This window comes from Sphaerimonospora sp. CA-214678, from assembly GCF_050942215.1.
In the GTDB taxonomy this organism is placed as follows: domain Bacteria; phylum Actinomycetota; class Actinomycetes; order Streptosporangiales; family Streptosporangiaceae; genus Sphaerimonospora.
This window is the reverse complement of record NZ_CP192057.1, coordinates 98,601-117,188: the sequence shown is the minus strand read 5'-3', so window position 1 is coordinate 117,188 and position 18,588 is coordinate 98,601. Positions and strand designations below refer to the sequence as shown.

General features: G+C 67.7%; 14 protein-coding genes and 1 pseudogene. 2 read left to right on the top strand and 13 right to left on the bottom strand.

What is annotated here, in order from left to right; genetic code table 11:
* The first annotated feature begins 416 nt into the window (after positions 1 to 416).
* Positions 417 to 1,677 (top strand): annotated as a pseudogene (locus tag ACQP1K_RS29200) (RNA-guided endonuclease InsQ/TnpB family protein).
* 204 nt (positions 1,678 to 1,881) lie between these two features.
* On the opposite strand, the gene ACQP1K_RS29195 reads toward ACQP1K_RS29200, so the two are convergent.
* The 4 genes from ACQP1K_RS29195 to ACQP1K_RS29180 form a co-directional block, all read right to left on the bottom strand.
* On the bottom strand, positions 1,882 to 2,949 hold the full coding sequence (locus tag ACQP1K_RS29195) for a tyrosine-type recombinase/integrase (protein WP_433501715.1): 1,068 nt from the start codon (positions 2,947 to 2,949) through the stop codon (positions 1,882 to 1,884).
* Positions 2,946 to 3,113 (bottom strand): hypothetical protein, encoded by a 168-nt coding sequence (locus tag ACQP1K_RS29190; protein ID WP_433501714.1) that lies wholly within the window; start codon positions 3,111 to 3,113, stop codon positions 2,946 to 2,948. The genes ACQP1K_RS29195 and ACQP1K_RS29190 overlap by 4 nt, the downstream gene beginning before the upstream one ends.
* Before the next feature lie 883 nt (positions 3,114 to 3,996).
* The gene (locus tag ACQP1K_RS29185) at positions 3,997 to 4,626 is read right to left on the bottom strand and encodes a hypothetical protein (protein ID WP_433501713.1); all 630 of its coding nucleotides are present in this window, start codon (positions 4,624 to 4,626) and stop codon (positions 3,997 to 3,999) included.
* 80 nt (positions 4,627 to 4,706) lie between these two features.
* Positions 4,707 to 9,287, bottom strand: a complete 4,581-nt coding sequence (locus ACQP1K_RS29180) for a LamG-like jellyroll fold domain-containing protein (protein WP_433501712.1) — start codon at positions 9,285 to 9,287, stop codon at positions 4,707 to 4,709.
* Between the two features lie 194 nt (positions 9,288 to 9,481).
* On the opposite strand from ACQP1K_RS29180, the gene ACQP1K_RS29175 reads away from it, so the two are divergent.
* Positions 9,482 to 9,862 (top strand): transposase, encoded by a 381-nt coding sequence (locus tag ACQP1K_RS29175; protein WP_433501821.1) that lies wholly within the window; start codon positions 9,482 to 9,484, stop codon positions 9,860 to 9,862.
* 136 nt (positions 9,863 to 9,998) lie between these two features.
* On the opposite strand, the gene ACQP1K_RS29170 is transcribed toward ACQP1K_RS29175, so the two are convergent.
* The 9 genes from ACQP1K_RS29170 to ACQP1K_RS29130 are packed head-to-tail and all read right to left on the bottom strand — an operon-like array spanning position 9,999 to position 18,571.
* On the bottom strand, positions 9,999 to 12,980 hold the full coding sequence (locus ACQP1K_RS29170; protein ID WP_433501711.1) for a BTAD domain-containing putative transcriptional regulator: 2,982 nt from the start codon (positions 12,978 to 12,980) through the stop codon (positions 9,999 to 10,001).
* Complete coding sequence (locus ACQP1K_RS29165) at positions 12,977 to 13,393, bottom strand: pilus assembly protein TadG-related protein (RefSeq protein WP_433501710.1); 417 nt, start codon at positions 13,391 to 13,393, stop codon at positions 12,977 to 12,979. The genes ACQP1K_RS29170 and ACQP1K_RS29165 overlap by 4 nt, the downstream gene beginning before the upstream one ends.
* A 2-nt stretch (positions 13,394 to 13,395) precedes the next feature.
* A complete protein-coding gene (locus ACQP1K_RS29160) occupies positions 13,396 to 13,827 on the bottom strand; it encodes a TadE family protein (RefSeq protein ID WP_433501709.1) in 432 nt (143 codons plus the stop codon).
* Positions 13,824 to 14,324, bottom strand: a complete 501-nt coding sequence (locus ACQP1K_RS29155) for a TadE/TadG family type IV pilus assembly protein (protein WP_433501708.1) — start codon at positions 14,322 to 14,324, stop codon at positions 13,824 to 13,826. Before ACQP1K_RS29155 ends, ACQP1K_RS29160 begins: the two co-directional genes overlap by 4 nt.
* Complete coding sequence (locus ACQP1K_RS29150; RefSeq protein WP_433501707.1) at positions 14,321 to 14,524, bottom strand: Flp family type IVb pilin; 204 nt, start codon at positions 14,522 to 14,524, stop codon at positions 14,321 to 14,323. Before ACQP1K_RS29150 ends, ACQP1K_RS29155 begins: the two co-directional genes overlap by 4 nt.
* Before the next feature lie 21 nt (positions 14,525 to 14,545).
* Complete coding sequence (locus ACQP1K_RS29145; RefSeq protein ID WP_433501706.1) at positions 14,546 to 15,415, bottom strand: type II secretion system F family protein; 870 nt, start codon at positions 15,413 to 15,415, stop codon at positions 14,546 to 14,548.
* The gene (locus ACQP1K_RS29140; RefSeq protein ID WP_433501705.1) at positions 15,412 to 16,278 is read right to left on the bottom strand and encodes a type II secretion system F family protein; all 867 of its coding nucleotides are present in this window, start codon (positions 16,276 to 16,278) and stop codon (positions 15,412 to 15,414) included. The genes ACQP1K_RS29145 and ACQP1K_RS29140 overlap by 4 nt, the downstream gene beginning before the upstream one ends.
* Complete coding sequence (locus tag ACQP1K_RS29135; RefSeq protein WP_433501704.1) at positions 16,275 to 17,654, bottom strand: CpaF family protein; 1,380 nt, start codon at positions 17,652 to 17,654, stop codon at positions 16,275 to 16,277. Before ACQP1K_RS29135 ends, ACQP1K_RS29140 begins: the two co-directional genes overlap by 4 nt.
* Entirely contained in the window at positions 17,651 to 18,571 is a 921-nt protein-coding gene (locus ACQP1K_RS29130; protein ID WP_433501703.1) for a hypothetical protein, read from the bottom strand. Before ACQP1K_RS29130 ends, ACQP1K_RS29135 begins: the two co-directional genes overlap by 4 nt.
* Between the last annotated feature and the right edge of the window lie 17 nt (positions 18,572 to 18,588).

Below are 18,588 nucleotides of genomic sequence, written 5' to 3'. Positions count from 1 at the left end.
GCACCTCGCGTCATCCGTGCCGCCCTCCCCGCCGAAGATCGGGATGCCTTCGACCGGCGGACCTCTTCCCGGTTCCCCCCTGCTCCGACAGGACGTCCGGTGTTCCCGTACGACCTCCTCGAATGTCGTCGGCTTATGAACCTCATTTGCCTGTTCAGCCCGGAGGTGATCATCCCGTCACCTCCGACGTGTACGAATCCGCCCCGGAAAAACTCACTTTCAGGTGGTGATCTCCGCTATATCGTTCGTGTGTGGAAGATCTCATCATCAGGACCTCCGAGGAGACCCCCGCCTTTAGGCGGGGGAGGAATCGGACCCCTGCGGAGCAGGGCAGGGATAGGCGGTTCGCTGCCAGGCGAACCGCCGTCTCGAACACCTGCATGATGCTTAGCTGATCGTACGGTAAAATGTGAGGCATGGCGCAGCTTGTGAAGCGGGCGTACAAGTACCGCTTCTACCCGACCCCCGAGCAGGCCGAGGAGCTTGCCCGGACGTTCGGGTGCGTGCGCCTGGTCTACAACAAGGCTCTTGAGGAGCGGACCCGCGCCTACACCCAAGAGGGCCGCCGGGTCTCCTACGTGGAGACCTCGGCGATGCTCACCGCCTGGAAGCGCACCGAGGAACCGGCGTTCCTCAACGAGGTGTCCAGCGTGCCGCTCCAGCAGGCGCTTCGGCACCTGCAAGCGGCGTTCGCGAACTTCTTCGCCAAGCGAGCCAAGTACCCAGCGTTCAAGTCCCGTAAGCGCTCGCGTGCGTCGGCGGAGTACACCCGCTCCGCGTTCCGCTGGAAGGACGGGCGGCTGTTCCTGGCGAAGATGGACGGCCCGCTGAACATCGTGTGGTCGCGCCGGCTTCCGGAGGGGGCGGAGCCGTCCACGGTCACCGTGAGCAGGGACGCGGACGGGCGGTGGTTCGTGTCGATTCTGGTCGAGGAGAAGATCCGCCCACTCGACCCGAGTGGGAACCGGGTTGGGGTGGACGCCGGGGTCACCGCCCTGGTCACGCTCTCCACCGGGGAGAAGGTCACCAACCCCCGGCATGAGCGGCGTGACCGGCGCAAGCTCGCCAAGGCGCAGCGTGCCCTGGCCCGCAAGCAGAAGGGCTCGAAAAACCGCGAGAAGGCCCGATTGAAGGTCGCCCGCGTGTACGCGCGGATCACCGACCGACGGCGCGACTTCCTGCACAAGGTCACCACACGGCTTGTTCGCGAGAACCAAGTGATCGCCGTGGAAGACCTGACCGTCCGCACCATGGTCCGCAACCACAGCCTGGCCCGCGCCATCTCCGATGCGTCCTGGCGGGAACTCCGCTCGATGCTGGAGTACAAGTGCGCCTGGTACGGACGCACGCTGGTGACCGTGGACCGGTGGTTCCCCAGCAGCAAGCTGTGCTCGGCGTGCGGCACCCTGCAAGAGGCGATGCCGCTGAACGTCCGGTCGTGGGAGTGCGCCTGCGGGGCGGTCCACGACCGGGACGTCAACGCCGCACGTAACATCCTCGCCGCCGGGCCGGCGGAGAGGTAAAACGCCTGTGGAGCTGGTGTAAGACCTCAACGAGAGTCCTCTCGGACGAGGCGACCGGCGGTGAAGCAGGAAGATCCGACCGGCGACGGTCGGAATCCCCTCCCTTCAGAGAGGGGAGGAAGTCAATGCCCGGCGTCTGCGCGTTTCCCATTGACAATGCGGGAGACGCAGCCGGTGGTGCCGCCGGCGGAGCAGCCGTGCCCTGGCCCGCGGTTGTCACAGTCGCAGTGGGAGTCGTGCTTATTTCCGCATGGAGGGTTTACCGGCGCCGCGCGAGGTGAGCGTCATGATCACCGCCTGGGCCCAGGGGATCGGACCGCCGTACGACATCCGGATCTGCTCCGGCAGCGTCCCGGGCTCAAGAGCCATTCGGGCGGGGCGGGACAGGTTGGGGGAGGGTCAGCCGATCGGTGGCGGCCTTGCGGGCGCGTTCCTGCCGCCGGTCGTACCGTGCGGTGGTCGCGGGGGACGCGTGCCCGACCAGGGACTGGGCGGTGGCCAGATCCACCCCCGCGTCGAGGAGCTCGCCGACGTAGGTGCGGCGGAAGTCGTGCGGGGTCCGGCGGGCGGTGCCGGCCTCCTGGAAACGGGCGTCGAGGATGGTACCGAGCGCCCGCGGGGTCATGTGCTTGGGCCTGCCGTGCGAGTCGACACGGATGCGGCCGCCTTTATACAGGGACGGGAACAGAGCGCCGGGGGTTCGGCCGCGTACGGCGATCCACCGTTCGAGCCGGCCGACGGCGTCGGGGATGAGATACACCCTGCGCTCCTTATCGCCTTTGCCCCGAACTTTCAGCGACCGGTCACCCGGCCGGTAGTCGGCGATGGTGAAGGCGGCGAGTTCGGAGCGGCGGCATCCGGTGGAGTACAGGGTCGCGATGATCGCGCCGTCGCGGGCGCCGATGAGAAGCCCGGCATCGGTACCGTCGACGGCCTCAGCGTCGCACACGCCGAGGAGGGCTCCGACGACTTCCGGGGGGACGTCGTTCCCGGCCGGTTCACGGGTGCCGGCGACGGATTCGACGTCGGCGGCCCGGTGGTAGGTCTCGGAGTCCATCAGGCCCAGCCGCCACGCCTCTTTGAGGACGCGCCGGAGCGCGTTGAGATGCTTGTTGATGTGCGCGGGGGACCACCCCTGCTGCAGGAGCATCGCGCGGATGTGCGTGGTGTGGGCGTAGGTGAGCCGGGACCAGTCCAGTTCCACGCCGAACTCGTTTCGCTGTACGGGCGTGAGCCGCTGCCACTGCTCGTCGTCGAGACCGGCCAGGAGGCGGGCGATCCGGTTCAGACAGCCGCGCATGGTCCGTCTGGACTCCTCGCTTTTGAGGTTGTCCAGGTAGACGTGGAACGGGGACCGGACGGGAGCGGCCGGTATGGCGGGCTGCCAATCGTCGGCAGCGTGGAGGACGTCGGGCAGGCCGCTCACAGCGCGACCGCCCGTGTCGGGTCGATCCGCCCGTAGGCGTGGATGCCATCCGGGCCGTACGGCCGGCGGGGCCCGCCTCCACTCTCGAGGAGGTGCGCTCCCGAACCGGAGAGGATGTCGTCCCGCGACTCGTCTGCCGAGCCCTCGTGGGAACTCTGACCCATACGGCTCTCCTGGGTTGCCGGCGATCGCGGGGCGGGGTTGGCCGGTCGGACAGAGGTGCGACAGGGCGACGACCGGAGACCGGACCGGGACCTAGATCATACTCCGATTAGTTCCGGGAAGTACCCTTCCGTGAAGTGATCGCTGAGGGGGCTTGGCCACGGCAGCGACGCGAGGAAGGGGGCGAGCTTCCCCTTCGCGCCGTAGTTGTCGAACGGGGACCGCAGCGCCACACAACCTTCCCTTCTGGTGAGGGCATGGGTGATCTGGTGGCCAGGGTGTGGGCCGGACTCGACAGGGACGAATCGTACGCCGGGCAAACCGAAAGGTAGAAGGAGTACGTCCGCGGCGACCTGAGCGATCTGGAGCGGGTGCTGGCCGACGTCGCGGCTAAGCGGCGGCTCATGGACGCCAAAAGCGAGTGATCCTTCGGTTTGGGGCCCCTGTCCGCCGTGCCGACCTCTTCGCCGGAGCCACCTGCAGCAAGTTCGGGAGTGGATCACCCGGGAGCGCCAGGCGCTCGACACCTGCACGGCCGACCAGGAGAAGTTGCCATGGCGCTGACCACCCTGGTCGCACTCGTTCTGGCTGTACCTCGGTGCAACAACCGCGGTCGTGATCAACTTCGCTGGGGCCCGACCGAGCCCAGCGCATCCCCTATGTGGAGATGATGCTGTGGTGCGGAGCCGGTCCGGCAAGCTGACGGCGGTGGCGTGCTGGGACGAAGCGTCCCCACTGGTCGAAGGGCCAGCGCGAGCCGAGGCCGAGCGCGCCGTTCATAAGCGGCGGCGAACCGGAACAGCAGCTGGGCGCCGGCGTCGTCCAGCAGGGTGAATCCAACTTCGTCAATCGTGACCAGGTCAGCGCAAAGAACGTCCATACCTATTACTCGTAAGCCCAACCCACGCGAGGCAGCGGGTCTCGAATAATATAACAGGGACGGATTTCGTCTAACCAGACATTCGACAGGGTAACACCAGTTGATAGGTCTACAATGGCCAACAGGTCCGCAAAGCTCGGATGCCTATTCTCCGTATGGCACAGCTCCACCACCCCGGCAATCGCCTCTGCCGCCCGCTGAAGAGCACCCACAGGGGGGGGAGTAGAAAACTGAACATCTGACCATTTATAAGCTATAGCCCCTCCCTCCGAATATGTAAACCGACTGTGGTACCCGGAATTCCAGGAAGCATTCCAAACGCTACCTTCCTCGCTCAATGTTCGGAGGGCCCGGCTTTCACTCACGCAGCTCTCTTCTACTTCCAAGAGGAAGAAACCGTACGCGAGCCTCTCATAGAACACCACCACGCCCGGTGTGCACAATGGCTCTTCGACCACAGACATTGCAGAACGCTCAATCTGCCCGGATCGTGACAATGCTCGCGTAACCTGCTCCTCGATATCTATTGATGTATTTTCTCCATAGAGGCAAACGGTCCACCCCAGACTGCCGTAGGCGAGCCACTCATGCTCATTCAGGAACTGCTTGTAGCGTCGAACCACATCCTCGATCATGCCGCACTCCAGTCTATTGACTTCACAGAGGGGCGGAGTCGACCATGAAGGCCGGCCGACTCCGCCCCTTACCAGCGACTCTACTGGGGGTTCACAGGAATCCCACAGAGCTCCTCTTTCGAGATCGGATCGTTGTACTTCGTGTCAAATCGACTCATGAAGGGGTCGGCAATGAGTACTCGATCCAGATCGTAGAAACGCCCCAGATAAAGTCCCGCATCTCCATTGTGTTGTGCACGAATCGGGCAGAGCGAGAAATCTCTACGGCCAGGCGCCAATGTGCGTTCCATTGTCGAAGCGAAGGGGATCTCGTCGCACTGTTTCCAGTTATTCGGGTCCGGATCGGTGCCGTTCACGTATCCCGGCCACATTCGGTTACACCGAGTATTCGTATCGCTTTGATTAAGGTCCCTTTGGGCTTGTGTCTCCCGGTGAAGGTAGGAAACTCCGTTTCCGATGTCGCATCCGAAGATGTTCTTGTCGGAGGACTTTACGGGATAGGTTTCCTCGTCGGGGTTGGTGCAGGCGTTCCAGTAGTGCTGGTATGCCTGCTTCATCTGCCAGACGCGGGCTCCATCCTTGGAAGTGGCAGTATACGTCCACTTGATCGCAGGCTTGGTCTTATAGAAGACACATCCACCGGTGCGGTAGGCGATGTACCATGCCGAGTCGCATCGGACGACGTTGCCGACGACCGTCGATATGTGGGGTGTGACATACCGGTAGCGGGCGTTCGGCCAGTCAGGGATGGTAACGGAGGGGCGAATCGTGGTGATACTGACGCGCTCGTCGTTACGAACCGTTGTTGGGGTTACCCATTCATTCTTCCGGTAAACGGGGGCCTTGCTCGGATCGCACCTGAAGCGGAATGTTGCACGACCGTTTATTTTCCAATTAGTGATCAGGTCGCTGCGCGAGTTGGACATGGTCTGCCCCCCTCTGGAGGTAACCACATTGCAGCTCTTTTTGTTGCCGATATCCACCGTCAGTACCATGCGCTTCCCCAAGGGGGTGGAGCCATACGGCACAACATCGTATACGTATGCCTCTACAATAATGTCTCGAGCCGTATCGCCCTTTGCCTTGTCGACGCCTCCTGCCCCATTGAAGGTGTATCCGATGAGCATTACATGGGCGTTTACGGTGTCCCTCTCTGGAATACAAGGAGTGGTGTTCCCTAAGCATCTTCCTGTGTAGTAGACAGCTTCAACTCTGCCCATCTGGCACCAGCTGTAATGGTTCATTACCCAGCCCTGCGGGCGACCGCTCAGGGTACGGCGCTCATCGCACTTCGACGGCGTGAGCCGCTCGAAAGCGTTGGCTGCCTTGGGCGGCACACTATCCGCAGGCGGGATAGCCATTACGGCAGTCGTCTTGGCGGCAGCACCGACGGGGGCGACCGCAGAGGCCATATCGGATTGGATCTCGGCAGTCGACTGAGCACGGTTGTAGATACGCACCTCGTCGATCACACCTCTGAAGTACTCACCCCACAGCGTGTTTCCTCCGAGCCGCAGCGCACCGCCATCGTCCACCAAGCCACCGGTCACAGCCGACTGGCGCACCTGGTTGCCGTTGACGTACAACCGCGCCACCGACCCGTCATACGTGACGGCAATGTGGCTCCAGCTGTTCATCGGCAAAGCCGAAACGCCATCGACAATGTTATGACTGGAAGCATCCGACTTGAGGAACCACGCGGATGGAACCGCGCCGTTCGACCCATACAGGCCATACGCGGAACCACTCGCATGAGACTTCATCAGCACCGTGCGCCAGCCACTGTTGGACGCCGGCTTGACCCACGCAGACAGCGTCATACCGGTCGTCAGCCGTAGCGAGGCACTGTGCGGGATCGTCACCCAGCTTCCGCTAGATCCACTGAACGACAGGGCATTGCCGAACTTACCGCTCACCCACGTCACCGCGGTGCCCGTGCCCGTATTGCCGCTCCCAGACGAGTCGCTGACCGTCGAACCCGATCCCTCTTCCATGCCATACGCGGCAACAAGGCCCTGGGTAGGGGATGGTGTGGGACCTGCGGTCGCGACCGCGCGCCCCATGTCGGATTGGATCTCGGCAGTCGACTGAGCACGGTTGTAGATACGCACCTCGTCGATCACACCTCTGAAGTACTCACCCCACAGCGTGTTTCCTCCGAGCCGCAGCGCACCGCCATCGTCCACCAAGCCACCGGTCACAGCCGACTGGCGCACCTGGTTGCCGTTGACGTACAACCGCGCCACCGACCCGTCATACGTGACGGCAATGTGGCTCCAGCTGTTCATCGGCAAAGCCGAAACGCCATCGACAATGTTATGACTGGAAGCATCCGACTTGAGGAACCACGCGGATGGAACCGCGCCGTTCGACCCATACAGGCCATACGCGGAACCACTCGCATGAGACTTCATCAGCACCGTGCGCCAGCCACTGTTGGACGCCGGCTTGACCCACGCAGACAGCGTCATACCGGTCGTCAGCCGTAGCGAGGCACTGTGCGGGATCGTCACCCAGCTTCCGCTAGATCCACTGAACGACAGGGCATTGCCGAACTTACCGCTCACCCACGTCACCGCGGTGCCCGTGCCCGTATTGCCGCTCCCAGACGAGTCGCTGACCGTCGAACCCGATCCCTCTTCCATGCCATACGCGGCAACAAGGCCTTCGCTCGGCGGAGTGCCGATTGTGAATGACCACGTGAATGGTGCCATGGTGTTGCCCGCAGCGTCGGTCGCTCCCGTGACTTCGACCGTGTATTCACCCTGTGGCAGAGGTTTCGTCGTTGGGGTGAAGATCCACCCGGCAGGAGTCACACTGGCCGTAACACTCCCGGGCAAAGGATTTCCGGTACCCTCCTTGAGGGCGATCTGCGTCCCGCTGACCTCCTCATCAAAACTCAAGTATATCTCTGAGACATCGGCGACAACCGCATTCGCCGCAGGATCCGTGTTCGCCACAGATGGGGGTGTCGTGTCTGCGGGAGGATTCTCGATCTCCGGATCCGGCTCTATAGCCTCTTCGGGGGAAACTTCGACAATATCGCTGGACGCCTCCTTTTCGGCCGCCGCTTGCTCGTCGGTGATGTCGGTGGCCGTAGGCAGGGATGCCTCGGCGCGCCCCAGCTCGGGATTGGCGTCGATCGCTTCGGCGACCGCCCTGCTAGTGATGCCAGCCTCATCAGGAGCAAACCATCCGACTACCCCTAGCGGCCGAGCAGCCGGCTGATATTCGACCATCAGAGTGGGAGGGTGACGGTAGCCGGGGTACGGCTGGCCGCTGTATTCGCTGGAGTAGTACTGGCGCCAATTGATCGCCGCGGTTTCGCTGTCGGCTCGCAGCACCATCCCTTCGTTGGGTACGCCCTGTTCGATCCAGGCGCGGGCCATGGTTTTGACCTGATGCCACAGGGCTTCGTCCTTCGCGCACCAGATGCCGCTGGCGTCGTAGTTGTAGCCGGCCTGGTTGAGTCCTTCGGTGCCGCTGGCTCTGGTCGGCTGGTGGTTCCAGTCCAGAGTCCCGGTGTCCCAGTAGGAGGTGACCCGCTGGGCGACGATGCCCGACCCCAGGGTTTCACCGCACAGGGCCCCGTTGGGGCCGCCGGACTTGTAGTTCCAGATGATCAGGTCGGCATCGACGACGGTGGCGCCCTCCAGTTCCGGGGCGTCGAGGTCGTACCACAGGTACACGCGGGCGATGTCCGCGCTGGTGGAGGTGGTGCCTGCGCGTAGCCATCCGTCCGCGGCGTGGTTGCTGTAGGGGTCGTTCTTGTTGACCCAGGCGTCGTCGGGTCGTCCGCCACCGAACCATTCGGAGGCGGCGGCGATCGTCACCGGGTAGGTCACCGCCGGGTCGGCCAGGAACTTCTCATCCGGGGTGAACACCAGCTCCGACGTCGTGCCGGAGGTCTCCACGTGCGCGTCGACCCGGGAGGTCTTGCCTTGATCGGGGCCGGCTTCCACCTTGGCGTCTATCGCCGTGAGCACGATCGGAGCCGCCACCGCCTTGCCTTCGGCACCCTTCAGCTGCGGCAACCCCTGGGGGGTCTTACCGAATTTGGTGCCCTTGGGCAGGGTGAGCGGCAGGCGTACGGTCACCGGGCCGGTCGGCTTGTGCCGGAAGACCACCTGGGAGACGAAGCCGTCGGCCTGGGCAATCACCACGAGGTCCGCCCCCGGTGCCACGGCGTCGGGGTAGGTGATCGTGTTGCCGGAGATTTTCGGTTCCGGCAGCGCCTGGGTCACCTCCAGGCCGCTCGTGCCCTGCTCCCCCTTCGCCGACACCAGGTGCTTGGTTCCGCGCCCGCCGAAGGTCAGCGGTGATTTGACCCGGGCGGCCTGCAACTTGCCGTCGCGGGTCACGATGCGGGTGTCGATGGGTTCCCATGCGCCGCTGGCGGGGTTCTTGAGTTGTACGGGCCGGGTGTGCAGCTCGGCGCGCAGATGCTTGCCGTCGGGGTTCGCCCAGACCTTCATCCTCTCGGTGGACCGGGCGGGGACCTCCACGGGCTTACCGGACTTGGCCGCCTTCTCCCAGGCGGTTTTGAGGTCTGGGTCCGATGTGGCATCGGGTTGTGTTGCCGGTGCGGCGGAGGAGGGGGTCGGGGGTGGTGTGGGGGCCTGTGCGGTCGCGGGCGCGCTCATGAGCGAGAGCGGCAGCATCAGTGCCGTGATCAGGGCAGCACGTTTGCGCGTCCGGATGGATAAGCCGGACGCTGATCGGCGTGTGTTCACTCACAGCCTTTCGAACAGATGCGAACAAAACCGGAGTGATCATGACATAAGGCGGCAATAAAAGTAAAGATCAGTTTTAGTAACGGGAAAGCCCTGCTCCGTCACGACGGCCGAAGGTCGCGATCTTTGAGAAGCGGGCGGCTGGGAAGGGTGGAGACGAGCACCGCAGTCCACACGTACTGCAGCATTTCCTGTCTCGGGCCCGCTGGGATGACAACGCCATCGCTAACCGTTGGGCCTACTGGGCCATCGAGCGGCTCGGCGGCACCGACACGGCGCTGATCACTGACGAGACCGGCGATGCGAAGTCCTTCACCGATACCGTCGGGGCCGCCCGCCAGTACTCCGGCACCCTGGGCGGGATCGGATTATGCCGGGTGGCCGTGCACCTGTCGTTCACCACGCCGATCGGCCACACGCTGATCGATCGCCGTTGTTCCCGTCGGGTGTGTGGGCGGCCGATGAGGAACGCCGTGAGCTGGCCGAGGTTCTTGAGAAGGTAATTCCGGCAAGCCACAACTCGCGCTCGGCATGCTCGCCGACCTGCACGAGCGTGGCGTCGCCGGTTCCTGGGTTGGCGATGGATTGAGGTCACGGGTCGCGCCACCTGCACCGCACACAGGTGGACCAACGGATGCTTTAGGCGGGGCGGCGGACGGTGGTGAGCTGGCGGTAGAGGGCGGTGGTTTCGGGGTGGGGGTCACCGTCGGCGCTGACCTCGCCGACCGCTTTCAGGCAGGCCTTCCATGCCTCGTGAACGCGGCTCATGTTCCCGGCCTCGTACTCGGCGCGCATCAGCGCCCGCCACAGCTGCTCGGCGTACTGGTCGGAGGCGAGCCCCAGGCGGGCGGCGCGTGCGGAGCGGTCGGGGCGGCCGGCGTCCAGTTCGAGCTCGGCGAGCAGGTCGGCGGCGTCGACGATCTCGGCCCGGATGTTCTCGATCAGCGGGGTCTCCAGCCACCAGTGGTAGCACCCGTCCAGCACCGGCCCGCGCACCAGGGCGAGCGCCTCCCACAGGTCGTCCGTCGAGTTGCGCTTGGCACCACGGTCGGCGAGCTCCTGGAAGCGGGTCCAGTCCAGGGTGATGCCGTGGGCTCGGTAGACGTAGGCGGAGTCGCACAGGATTCGGGACTGCCCGTCGGGTGCCTTACCCAGCTTGCCCCTCGTACGGGTGATGAGCTGGCGCATCTGGTCCGACGGCTTGGGAGTGTCAGGATCGGGGCCCATCATGGCGGCGAGCTGGACGTTGCGCAGCCCGATCGGCCCGGCCAGAGCCAGGGCGAGCACGAGTTCGGCCATCTTCGGCTGCAGGTCGGCGGCCGTACCGGTGATCTCCAGCGGCCCGAGGATGGACACCTGCACGACGTCCAGCGCCTGGTCGGGCGCAGCCGCCGGTTCGGCCGGCCCCTCCTGCTCGGCCTCTCCCCCGGGTGCCGACGCCGCGCCTTCCTGCTGGTAAGCGACCGCGTCTGCCGCCGTCGCGTCGTTTGTCAACGGCAGCAGGTTCTCACGGGCATAGGCGTCGTACGGAGGGGCGTCGGCGGCCACATCACCCGTGTCGCCGGCGACGGTGAACAGCTCCCCCAGCCGCTCATAGGACTCGATCGACAGCAGATGCGGCCGTACGGCAAGGCCGAGCGGGGCGACCTCCAGCAGCGGGCCGTCGTCATCCTGCGACAGCGCGAACCGGCTCGGCGCGGATGGAGCATCGCCGGGGACGAGGGCGGCCAGGCCGCCCGGCAGGGCAGTGACCGTGTCGATCAGCCGGGCCATTTGATCGGCCGGGGGCGCGTCCCTGCTGATCAGAACGGTCAGCGCCCAGTCGCCGTCAGGGTCGTGGAGTCGGCGGCCGGCCACGTCTCCCGGGCCTTCGGTCTGTGCCAGCCGTCCACGGAGTTCCCGTGCCCGGTCGGCCAGCAGCGCTACCGCTTCGGCCAGATCGGCGCAGGCGCGGACGCGTCCTCCGGCCGCCTCCAGTTCCGGAAACCCGACGGCCAGCACGTCGAACCACGGCCCGTCTGCGGTAACGAGTTCGGTGGCCGCGGTCACGATCAGGCGGTCGGCCAGCTGGTCGGGGCCGGACACGACGGCGACCTGAAGGTGCTCGAGGTTGACCAGCAGGGCCTGGCCCTCGGGCAGGTGTCCCGCGGTGAGCAGCGCTGGGAGCACCTCAGTGGCAGCATCTGGTCTGTCGGCTCTCCCGATGTCGAGTCGCCAGGTCGCTTTCGTACGGCCCTGGGTGAAGGGGGCGGGAGCCGTACCCGAAGGACCGGCCAGCAGGACCTCGACGGTCTCGGTCGAGACCCGTGTTCCGAGCACGGGCGGGATGTCGCGCCTGACGGCGGCCACGGCGCCACCGAGGCAGGCCAGCGCCTCACGTGCGCGCGTTCGTGCCTCCGGTACGGCCAGCCGGCGCAGCTCCTGCTCGGCACGCAACGTGCCGGGATCGGCGGGCAGCGCGATGCGGCGGCCTCGGCGGCGGGATTGCCGCTGCGCGTGCCGGAGCCTGGCCAGGGTGAACAGCGAGCCGACCGCCACTCCCCCGGCGAAGGCGGCGGCCACCGGCATCGCGGCATCGCCGTTCCGTTCGGCTCCGCCGTCGGTGAGCAGGACCGTGGTCGGTTCGGGCTGTGCCCGTACGGCTTGGCCCTGGTGAGCGCTCGGGTTCCCAGCCTTCAGGTTCTCGGTGGATGGGCGTGCATCCTGTACGGCTTCCGCCCGCTCCCCCGGGGGTTTCGTCAACTCCGGGCTCGCCGGCTGAGGTGTCGTCGAAGGCGTGGGAGTCGCCCCATCGTGCGGTCGGGAGAACTCGGAGGCACCGCTGGAGTGGCCTGGGTGCCTGTCCGGCCTGGGGAGCTCCATCTTGTCGAGGTGCTTGGCCGTGGTCGGCATGCGCAGCACCCAGCCGGGGTGGATGAGGTCGGGCTGGGTGAACCGGGCTCCGTCCGTCATGACGCGGCCCTGATTGAGCTGGACGATCTCGGTATAGCGTTCGCCGTCGCCGAGATGCCGTTCGGCGATCGTCCAGAGGCAGTCACCGCGGCGCACCTGATAGACGGCGTGCGTGAGCCGTACCAGCCGGGCTCCCGCCTGATCGGAAGAAGAAGAGAGTCCAACGTCGTGGTGGACGGCGCCCGTGAGCCGTACGGGCTCATATCCGGTGTCCGGAACGGTGGCAGCCTGCTCGACGGTGGTGTCGGCCAGCGCTACGGAGGCCGTGGTCACCATCGCGGCGGGCGGTACGGCGGCCATGACGAACGCGGCAGGAGAGCCGGCGGCCAGTGCGACCGAGGAGATGAGCTGGGCCGACAGCCACTGGGCCGGGCCGAGTCCGGGCAGGCGCGGAGTGACGCGACCGCCGAGCCGATAGCCGACGTCGACGGCGGTGGCGATGACGAAGGCCGCCCACGCCATCCAGCTGGCGACCTTCACCACGCCCAGGAAGAGGGTGCCGTCGTCGCGGTGGGTCAGTGCGTGGCCGATCTCCTCCAGGCTGGGAAGGTGCGCAGGCAGCAGGGGTCCGGCCAGCGCCCGCAGGGCCACTGGCACCCCAACGATCAACGCGATCAGGACGGCGGCGGCGAGCAGTGCCCGCAGGCCATCGAGCAGGCGGAACCTCATCGGAGCTCTCCTTCCACGCCTGGGACGAGACGGGCGGTTGCCGTACCGGTCACCGCGATGTCGTTGACGCCGATCAGGGCCAGGAAAAGGGTGGGCTTGGTGACCCGTACGCGGACCCGGATAGCTTGGGTCCCGACCGGCGACGCGCTGCCGGGATATCCCGTGGAGGCGAGATAAGAACGTACGGCTCGAAGCGCGGCGGTCTGGTCGACTACGTAGCGGCCGTCGGTGTAGGCGGTGCGCCGGTCGACGTATCCGGCTCCGGCCCGGGCCGCCTCCTCCGCGATGTTGAAGGCCTCCCGCCCGGCGCGCAGCTTTGCCGTGCCGTCCCAGACGAAGGCGGCGAGCAGCAGCATCAGCGGGCCCACCACCGCGGCGGTGAACGCCGTGACCGATCCCCGATCACTCCTCATGCTCACGCTCCGCGGAACGGGTCGATGGGCGAGGTGAACGACGCCCGGACCGCCCGACTACCGGGAAGCCCCGGAAGCAGATCCCCGAGCGGGACCACGCAGGACACCCTGGCGGTGACCTGGGCGGCGGTGCCGATGCGCCGAGAAAACCCGGAGGTGTCCACCGAGATGGACGGTCCGCAGCGAAGGCCTTCGCGGCGCAGTACGGCGGCCGCGCTGGCAGTGGCGGTCTGCCTGGCCTGGGCCGGGTCGCGGGCGATGGAGGCTTGCCGGGCGGCGTCGCGTGCGGCCGACTCGACGGCGCCGTAGGCGTTGGCCACTTTCCCGGCCAGCACGATCAGCGCGATGAAGGCCAGCAGCACGGGTGCGAGCACCACCAGCTCCAGCGTCGCGCTCCCCCGCTCACCCCGCCGCGTACGACATGAGGCGCTCATGGCCGGCTCGCGGGGACGAAGCGCTCGGCCGGGGCCCGGGCGGTCTCCGAGACGGTCCAGCCGGCGCCGGGCATGAACGTCGGGACCCGGCCGGAGACGACCACTTCGACAGTGCGGGCATCACCCCCGGCCCGGGCCGATGGCTGGATGAGGAAGGCGCCGCCGACTCGGGTGGCGAACCGCAGCGCCGCAGCCGTCCCCGACGATCGCGCCGCTCCGTGGGCGCGTGCCGCCCGGACTCCTTCCTGCGCCGCCGCCTGTGCGGTGGATCTGGCCTGGTAGACGAAGGTGGCCTGCACGGCGATCGCCAGGACCAGGAGCAGCACCGGGAAGAGGACGACCATCTCCAGCGTGGCCGCGCCGCGCTCCCCCGATGGCTCCCGCGACGCCGTACGGCTCCCGCGCGGCCGGGCACGCCCCTGCTGTGCCCGAGCCGTACGACGGCCGACGAAGACCTGAAGCGGGCGGGAGGGCCATGCCAACGCGGGAGCGCTCACGGGATCTTCCCGAGCCACTCGTCGACCTTGCTCTTCAGGACAGCGACGGCACCGATGGCGATGCCGATGATGAGGGCGGTGAGGACGACCCATTCCAGGGTGCTGGCGCCCCGGTCCTCGCGCAGTCGCTGCCCGAGGACCTTCACTCGCACAACCAGACAGTCGATCTGCGGGGGCAGGTGGTTTCCGGGAAGGCGCATCGGTGGCCTCTCCTTTCCTGTTCAGCTGGCGACCAGCCGATAGATCTGCGGGAAGGTCAACAGGAGCAGGAAGGCCGCGCCCAGCAACGCGATCGGGATGACCATCGTGGTCGTGCGGCCGTTGGCCTCGGCCTTGGCGGCGGCCAGGGCCTGCCCGCGCATCGAGGCGGCCTTGCTCATCAACGTCTCAAGGACGCGGGCGCCCTCCTGCCCGGCGAGCGCGGCGATGTCGGCCAGGTCGGTGAGCTCGGCGACGCCGACCTGCTCGCCCAGCCGGGCCAGCCCTTCCCAGGGTGGTCGCTGGTTGCGCCGGGCCTGCTCCAGCACGGCGGCGATGCGACCGAACGCCCAGCCGTCGCTGACGGAGGCGGCCTTCTCCAGGGCGTCCGCCGGTCCGGCCCCCGCGCTGCGCTCCAGCGCCACGAGGTCCAGGTAGCCGGTGATGGCATGCCGGAAGTCGGCGCGCCGTCGTGCGGCCTCGGCCCGGACGCTCAGGTCGGGGGCCAGGCCCAGGAGCAGTCCGCCCAGCAGGGAGGCCCCGGCGGGCAGCGCGATCCCGGGGTCACCGCCGGTGGCCGACAGCGCCGCGGAAACCACGGCCGGGAGCGTCAGGCCGAGTACGGCACAGCCGGTCCTGGTCGCGTGGAACCGTTCGACCGATCGCCCGAGCAGCGCCAGGTCGCGGCGCGGGCACGGTAACCCGCTGAGGCGGGCGGCCAGGACGCGGCCGATGCGCTCGGCCACGCCACCCGATGTGTCGGGTGGGACGTAGCCGTGCCGTAGCCGCGCCACCACCTCCTCCAAGCGGGGTGGCGCGGGCCGCAGCTCACCGACCAGCAGGAACAGCCCGAATCCGATCAGGGCCCCGGACACGACGAACAGCACGCTCACCGCGGCCTCCCGCTCTGTTCCCGGTGGAGGAACCTGCCCGCCGGGCGGGCGTTGCCGAGCCGGTACAGCCACCAGAAACCGATGGCGTAGCAGGCGACGACACCGGCGAGCGCCACCTGACCGGCCGTCGTGCTGAACGGCGCCACGTACTCCCGGTTCAGCGCGGCGAACACGCTGTAGCCGAGCAGGAACACCATGATCCAGCGGATGGTGGCGCGGTGCCGGGCGCGTTCCGCCTCGACCTCCCGGCGTGCGGCCACCTGCGCCGCGACCATGGCCGCGAGGTTGGTGAGCACCTGCCGTACGCCCACACCCCGCCGCACGGTGGCGCGGATGAGCGCGGCGGCGATCAGATCGGCGACCGGGTCGTCGAGGGCGTCGGCGAAGGCGCGCAGCGCCTGCTCGGTGTCGGCTCGCATGGCGAGCTTGCGGCCGAGGTCGCGTACCTCGGCGGCGATCGCCTCGGGCGGGTGCTCGACGCCGCGGGCCAGGGCGTCCTCCAGGCCGGATGCGGCGCTGAGCATGTCGGCCAGCCGTCGCGTCCACTGTTCGAGCCCTTCGAGGCGGGCGATGCGTGATTTGGCGCCGCGGCCTCCGACCAGGCGTGGTACGGCGAAGCAGGCGGCCGTGGCGGCGAGGCCGGCGATGGGCCAGCCGGTCAGCAGCAGCACGGCGGGGCCGAGCAAGACCGCCGCGCCGGTCTGTCTGCGCATCGCGGGGTGGCGTACGGCACCGGCGAGGGCCGCGATCCTGCCGTCCGGCCGGGGCGGGGCCGGGGTCTGGCCTCGTACGGCCGCCGCCAGGCAGACGATGCCCGTGGCGACGAGTCCGCCGGCCAGCGGCGCGAGCAGCGAGCCGGTCATGACGCCCTCCACAGCAGGGCGGGGTCGAAACCGGCGGCGACCAGTTCGTCGATGCACTGCGGCGAGGTCGCCGGGACGGCCCGGCCGTCCGATCCCGGACGGTAGATGTGGTTGCGGGAGGGCATCGGGGTGTCGGCGGGCGGCAGGACCTCCAGCACCTCGCTGACGTACCGCCGGTTGGTGCGCGCGTCCCGCCGCATATGGACGACGAAGTCGACCGCCATGCCGACCATGCCGTGGATGTCCTCAGAAGACAGGGCGAGCCCGCCCGAGCGGCACAGCATCAGCAGCCGGGGGAAGACCTCCTCGGCTGAGTTGGCGTGGATGGTGCACAGCGAGCCTTCCTGGCCCGAGTTCATGGCCTGCAGCATCGACCAGGCCTCGTCGGCCCGCACCTCGCCGACGATGATCCGTACCGGGTTCAGCCGGAGCGAGTGCTTGATCGCCGCGTCCAGGGTGATCTCGCCGTGGCCCTCGCTGTTGGCCTGCCGCGACTCGATGGCCACCACGTCCCGGTGCCGGTGCGGCAGCTGGTCCAGGTAGAGCTCGTACTCGCTCTCCAGCGTGGCGATCCGCTCGTCGGGGTCGATCTCGGCGGCCAGGGCCCGCAGCAGTGTGGTCTTGCCGGCGTTCACGCTCCCCGCGACCAGGATGTCCTTGCGCGCGCGTACGGCTGCCGCCAGGAACGCGGCCGCCCCGGCGTCCAGCGTGCCGAGCTCGACCAGGTCGGCCAGGGTGACGTCGACATGCCGGTGGCAGCGAATCGACACGTGCGGCCGGGGCGTGACGGCCATGACCGCCGCGAGCCGCACCCGCTCTTTCAGCGCGGCGTTGAGCAGCGGGGTCGCGGTGGAGAACTCCCGCGAGCTCTGGCCGCCGTGGATGCCCCACATGCGGATGCGCTGGACAAGTTCCTCGTCGCTGCCGGCGACCGCCGGTCCGCGCACCTTGCTCCCGTCGGCGTAGGTGATCCAGGTCTCCCGGCAGCCGTTGATGTCGATGTTCTGTACGGCCGGGTCGGCGATGAGCGGCTCAAGTGCGCCCAGGCCGTACCGCTCGTCCTCCACGGCCCGGACCAGCCGTGCGTGGGTCCAGGGCGAGACGACGATCCCTCCGGTCAACCGTTCGCGCGCCCACGCGGTGGTCTCCGTCCGGATGATCTGGACGGCCTCCTCGCGCGTGGCCACCCCGTCCAGGGGTTCGGCGACACGGGCGCTGATCTCGTCGACGGCCGTACGGAACGCCACGTCGTCGAGGTCGTCGGCTGCGGGTTCGGGAAAGCCCGGGGCCGGGAGGAGGTTCCCCTGTTCTGCTGGCCATGCGATGGTTGCGGGGCCGGGAAGATCCTCGACCAGCCACAGCGGATGCTCACTCATCGGCCTTCTCCGGTCGTCGTGTCGAGGCCCGCGTCGAGAGCGGAGCCGACGCCGAAAGACGGCGGCGGCATGTGCGACGCCGGGACCGGCGGCGGTGGGGTGAGCTGCCGCAGCGGCGTGGCCGTACCAGGCGGTTCGCCCGCGTCCGGGACGGACGCCTGGCCGTACGTCCGGGACTTCAGGTGCTCCCACAGTTCGACGCCGAAGCCGGTGGCGGCCTGCAGGAGGGATGACATTTGCAGCCGGGCCGACCATCTCAGGTGCTGGGGAGCTCCGTCGGAGAAGATCTCCGCCGCGCGGGGCAGCGTCGGGATCACGCCCAGGACGGGTGTTCCGCCGAGAGCCCGGCTGATCTCCGCCGGTGAGTAGGGTCCCTCGCCGATCAGGAGCAGGTATCGCGGCGTGGCCGCGAGGGGCCCGCGGCTGAGCGCCTCGATGCGCGGGCCGCACCTGGCCACGAAACGCACCGTCGGGCGCAGCACGAGCACCACGGCGTCGGCTGCGGTGAGGATGGCGTACGGAACGCTCTCCACGCCGAGGGCGCCCACGTCGGCGAGCACAATGCGGTCGGAGGTCTTCAGCACCTCGGCGATCTGCGGCCACGAGTCCTTGATCTGCAGGGCCTGGCGTGGATCGGCCACTCCGGGAAGGAGCAGCTTCCGCCTGGCGGCGCCGTCCAGTGCGACGGTCTCCTCCTCCAGCTGCAACCGTGCCGCACCGAGATCTCGGGCGGCTGTCATGGCCACCTCGACGACGCCGGCCCGGTACGGCTGGCGCCCGGCGAAATAGCCCGGCAGCACGCTGCTTTCTCCGCATTCGGCGAGCAGGACCGGGCTGGACCAGCTGAACGCTGCGGCCAGGCACACTGTGGTGACCCCGGGCGATCCGCCCGGAGACACGACCGCGATCATCGTCATCCCCGCATCTCATTCGA

What these genes read in the sequence shown, in the direction of transcription:
- ACQP1K_RS29140 (WP_433501705.1), bottom strand. Translation starts at nt 16,278, where the DNA reads ATGACCGGCTCGCTGCTCGCGCCGCTGGCCGGCGGACTCGTCGCCACG.
- ACQP1K_RS29165 (WP_433501710.1), bottom strand. Translation starts at nt 13,393, where the DNA reads ATGAGGAGTGATCGGGGATCGGTCACGGCGTTCACCGCCGCGGTGGTG.
- ACQP1K_RS29150 (WP_433501707.1), bottom strand. Translation starts at nt 14,524, where the DNA reads ATGCGCCTTCCCGGAAACCACCTGCCCCCGCAGATCGACTGTCTGGTT.
- ACQP1K_RS29190 (WP_433501714.1), bottom strand. Translation starts at nt 3,113, where the DNA reads ATGGGTCAGAGTTCCCACGAGGGCTCGGCAGACGAGTCGCGGGACGAC.
- ACQP1K_RS29135 (WP_433501704.1), bottom strand. Translation starts at nt 17,654, where the DNA reads ATGAGTGAGCATCCGCTGTGGCTGGTCGAGGATCTTCCCGGCCCCGCA.
- ACQP1K_RS29160 (WP_433501709.1), bottom strand. Translation starts at nt 13,827, where the DNA reads ATGAGCGCCTCATGTCGTACGCGGCGGGGTGAGCGGGGGAGCGCGACG.
- ACQP1K_RS29170 (WP_433501711.1), bottom strand. Translation starts at nt 12,980, where the DNA reads ATGAGGTTCCGCCTGCTCGATGGCCTGCGGGCACTGCTCGCCGCCGCC.
- ACQP1K_RS29180 (WP_433501712.1), bottom strand. Translation starts at nt 9,287, where the DNA reads ATGCTGCCGCTCTCGCTCATGAGCGCGCCCGCGACCGCACAGGCCCCC.
- ACQP1K_RS29130 (WP_433501703.1), bottom strand. Translation starts at nt 18,571, where the DNA reads ATGACGATGATCGCGGTCGTGTCTCCGGGCGGATCGCCCGGGGTCACC.
- ACQP1K_RS29185 (WP_433501713.1), bottom strand. Translation starts at nt 4,626, where the DNA reads ATGATCGAGGATGTGGTTCGACGCTACAAGCAGTTCCTGAATGAGCAT.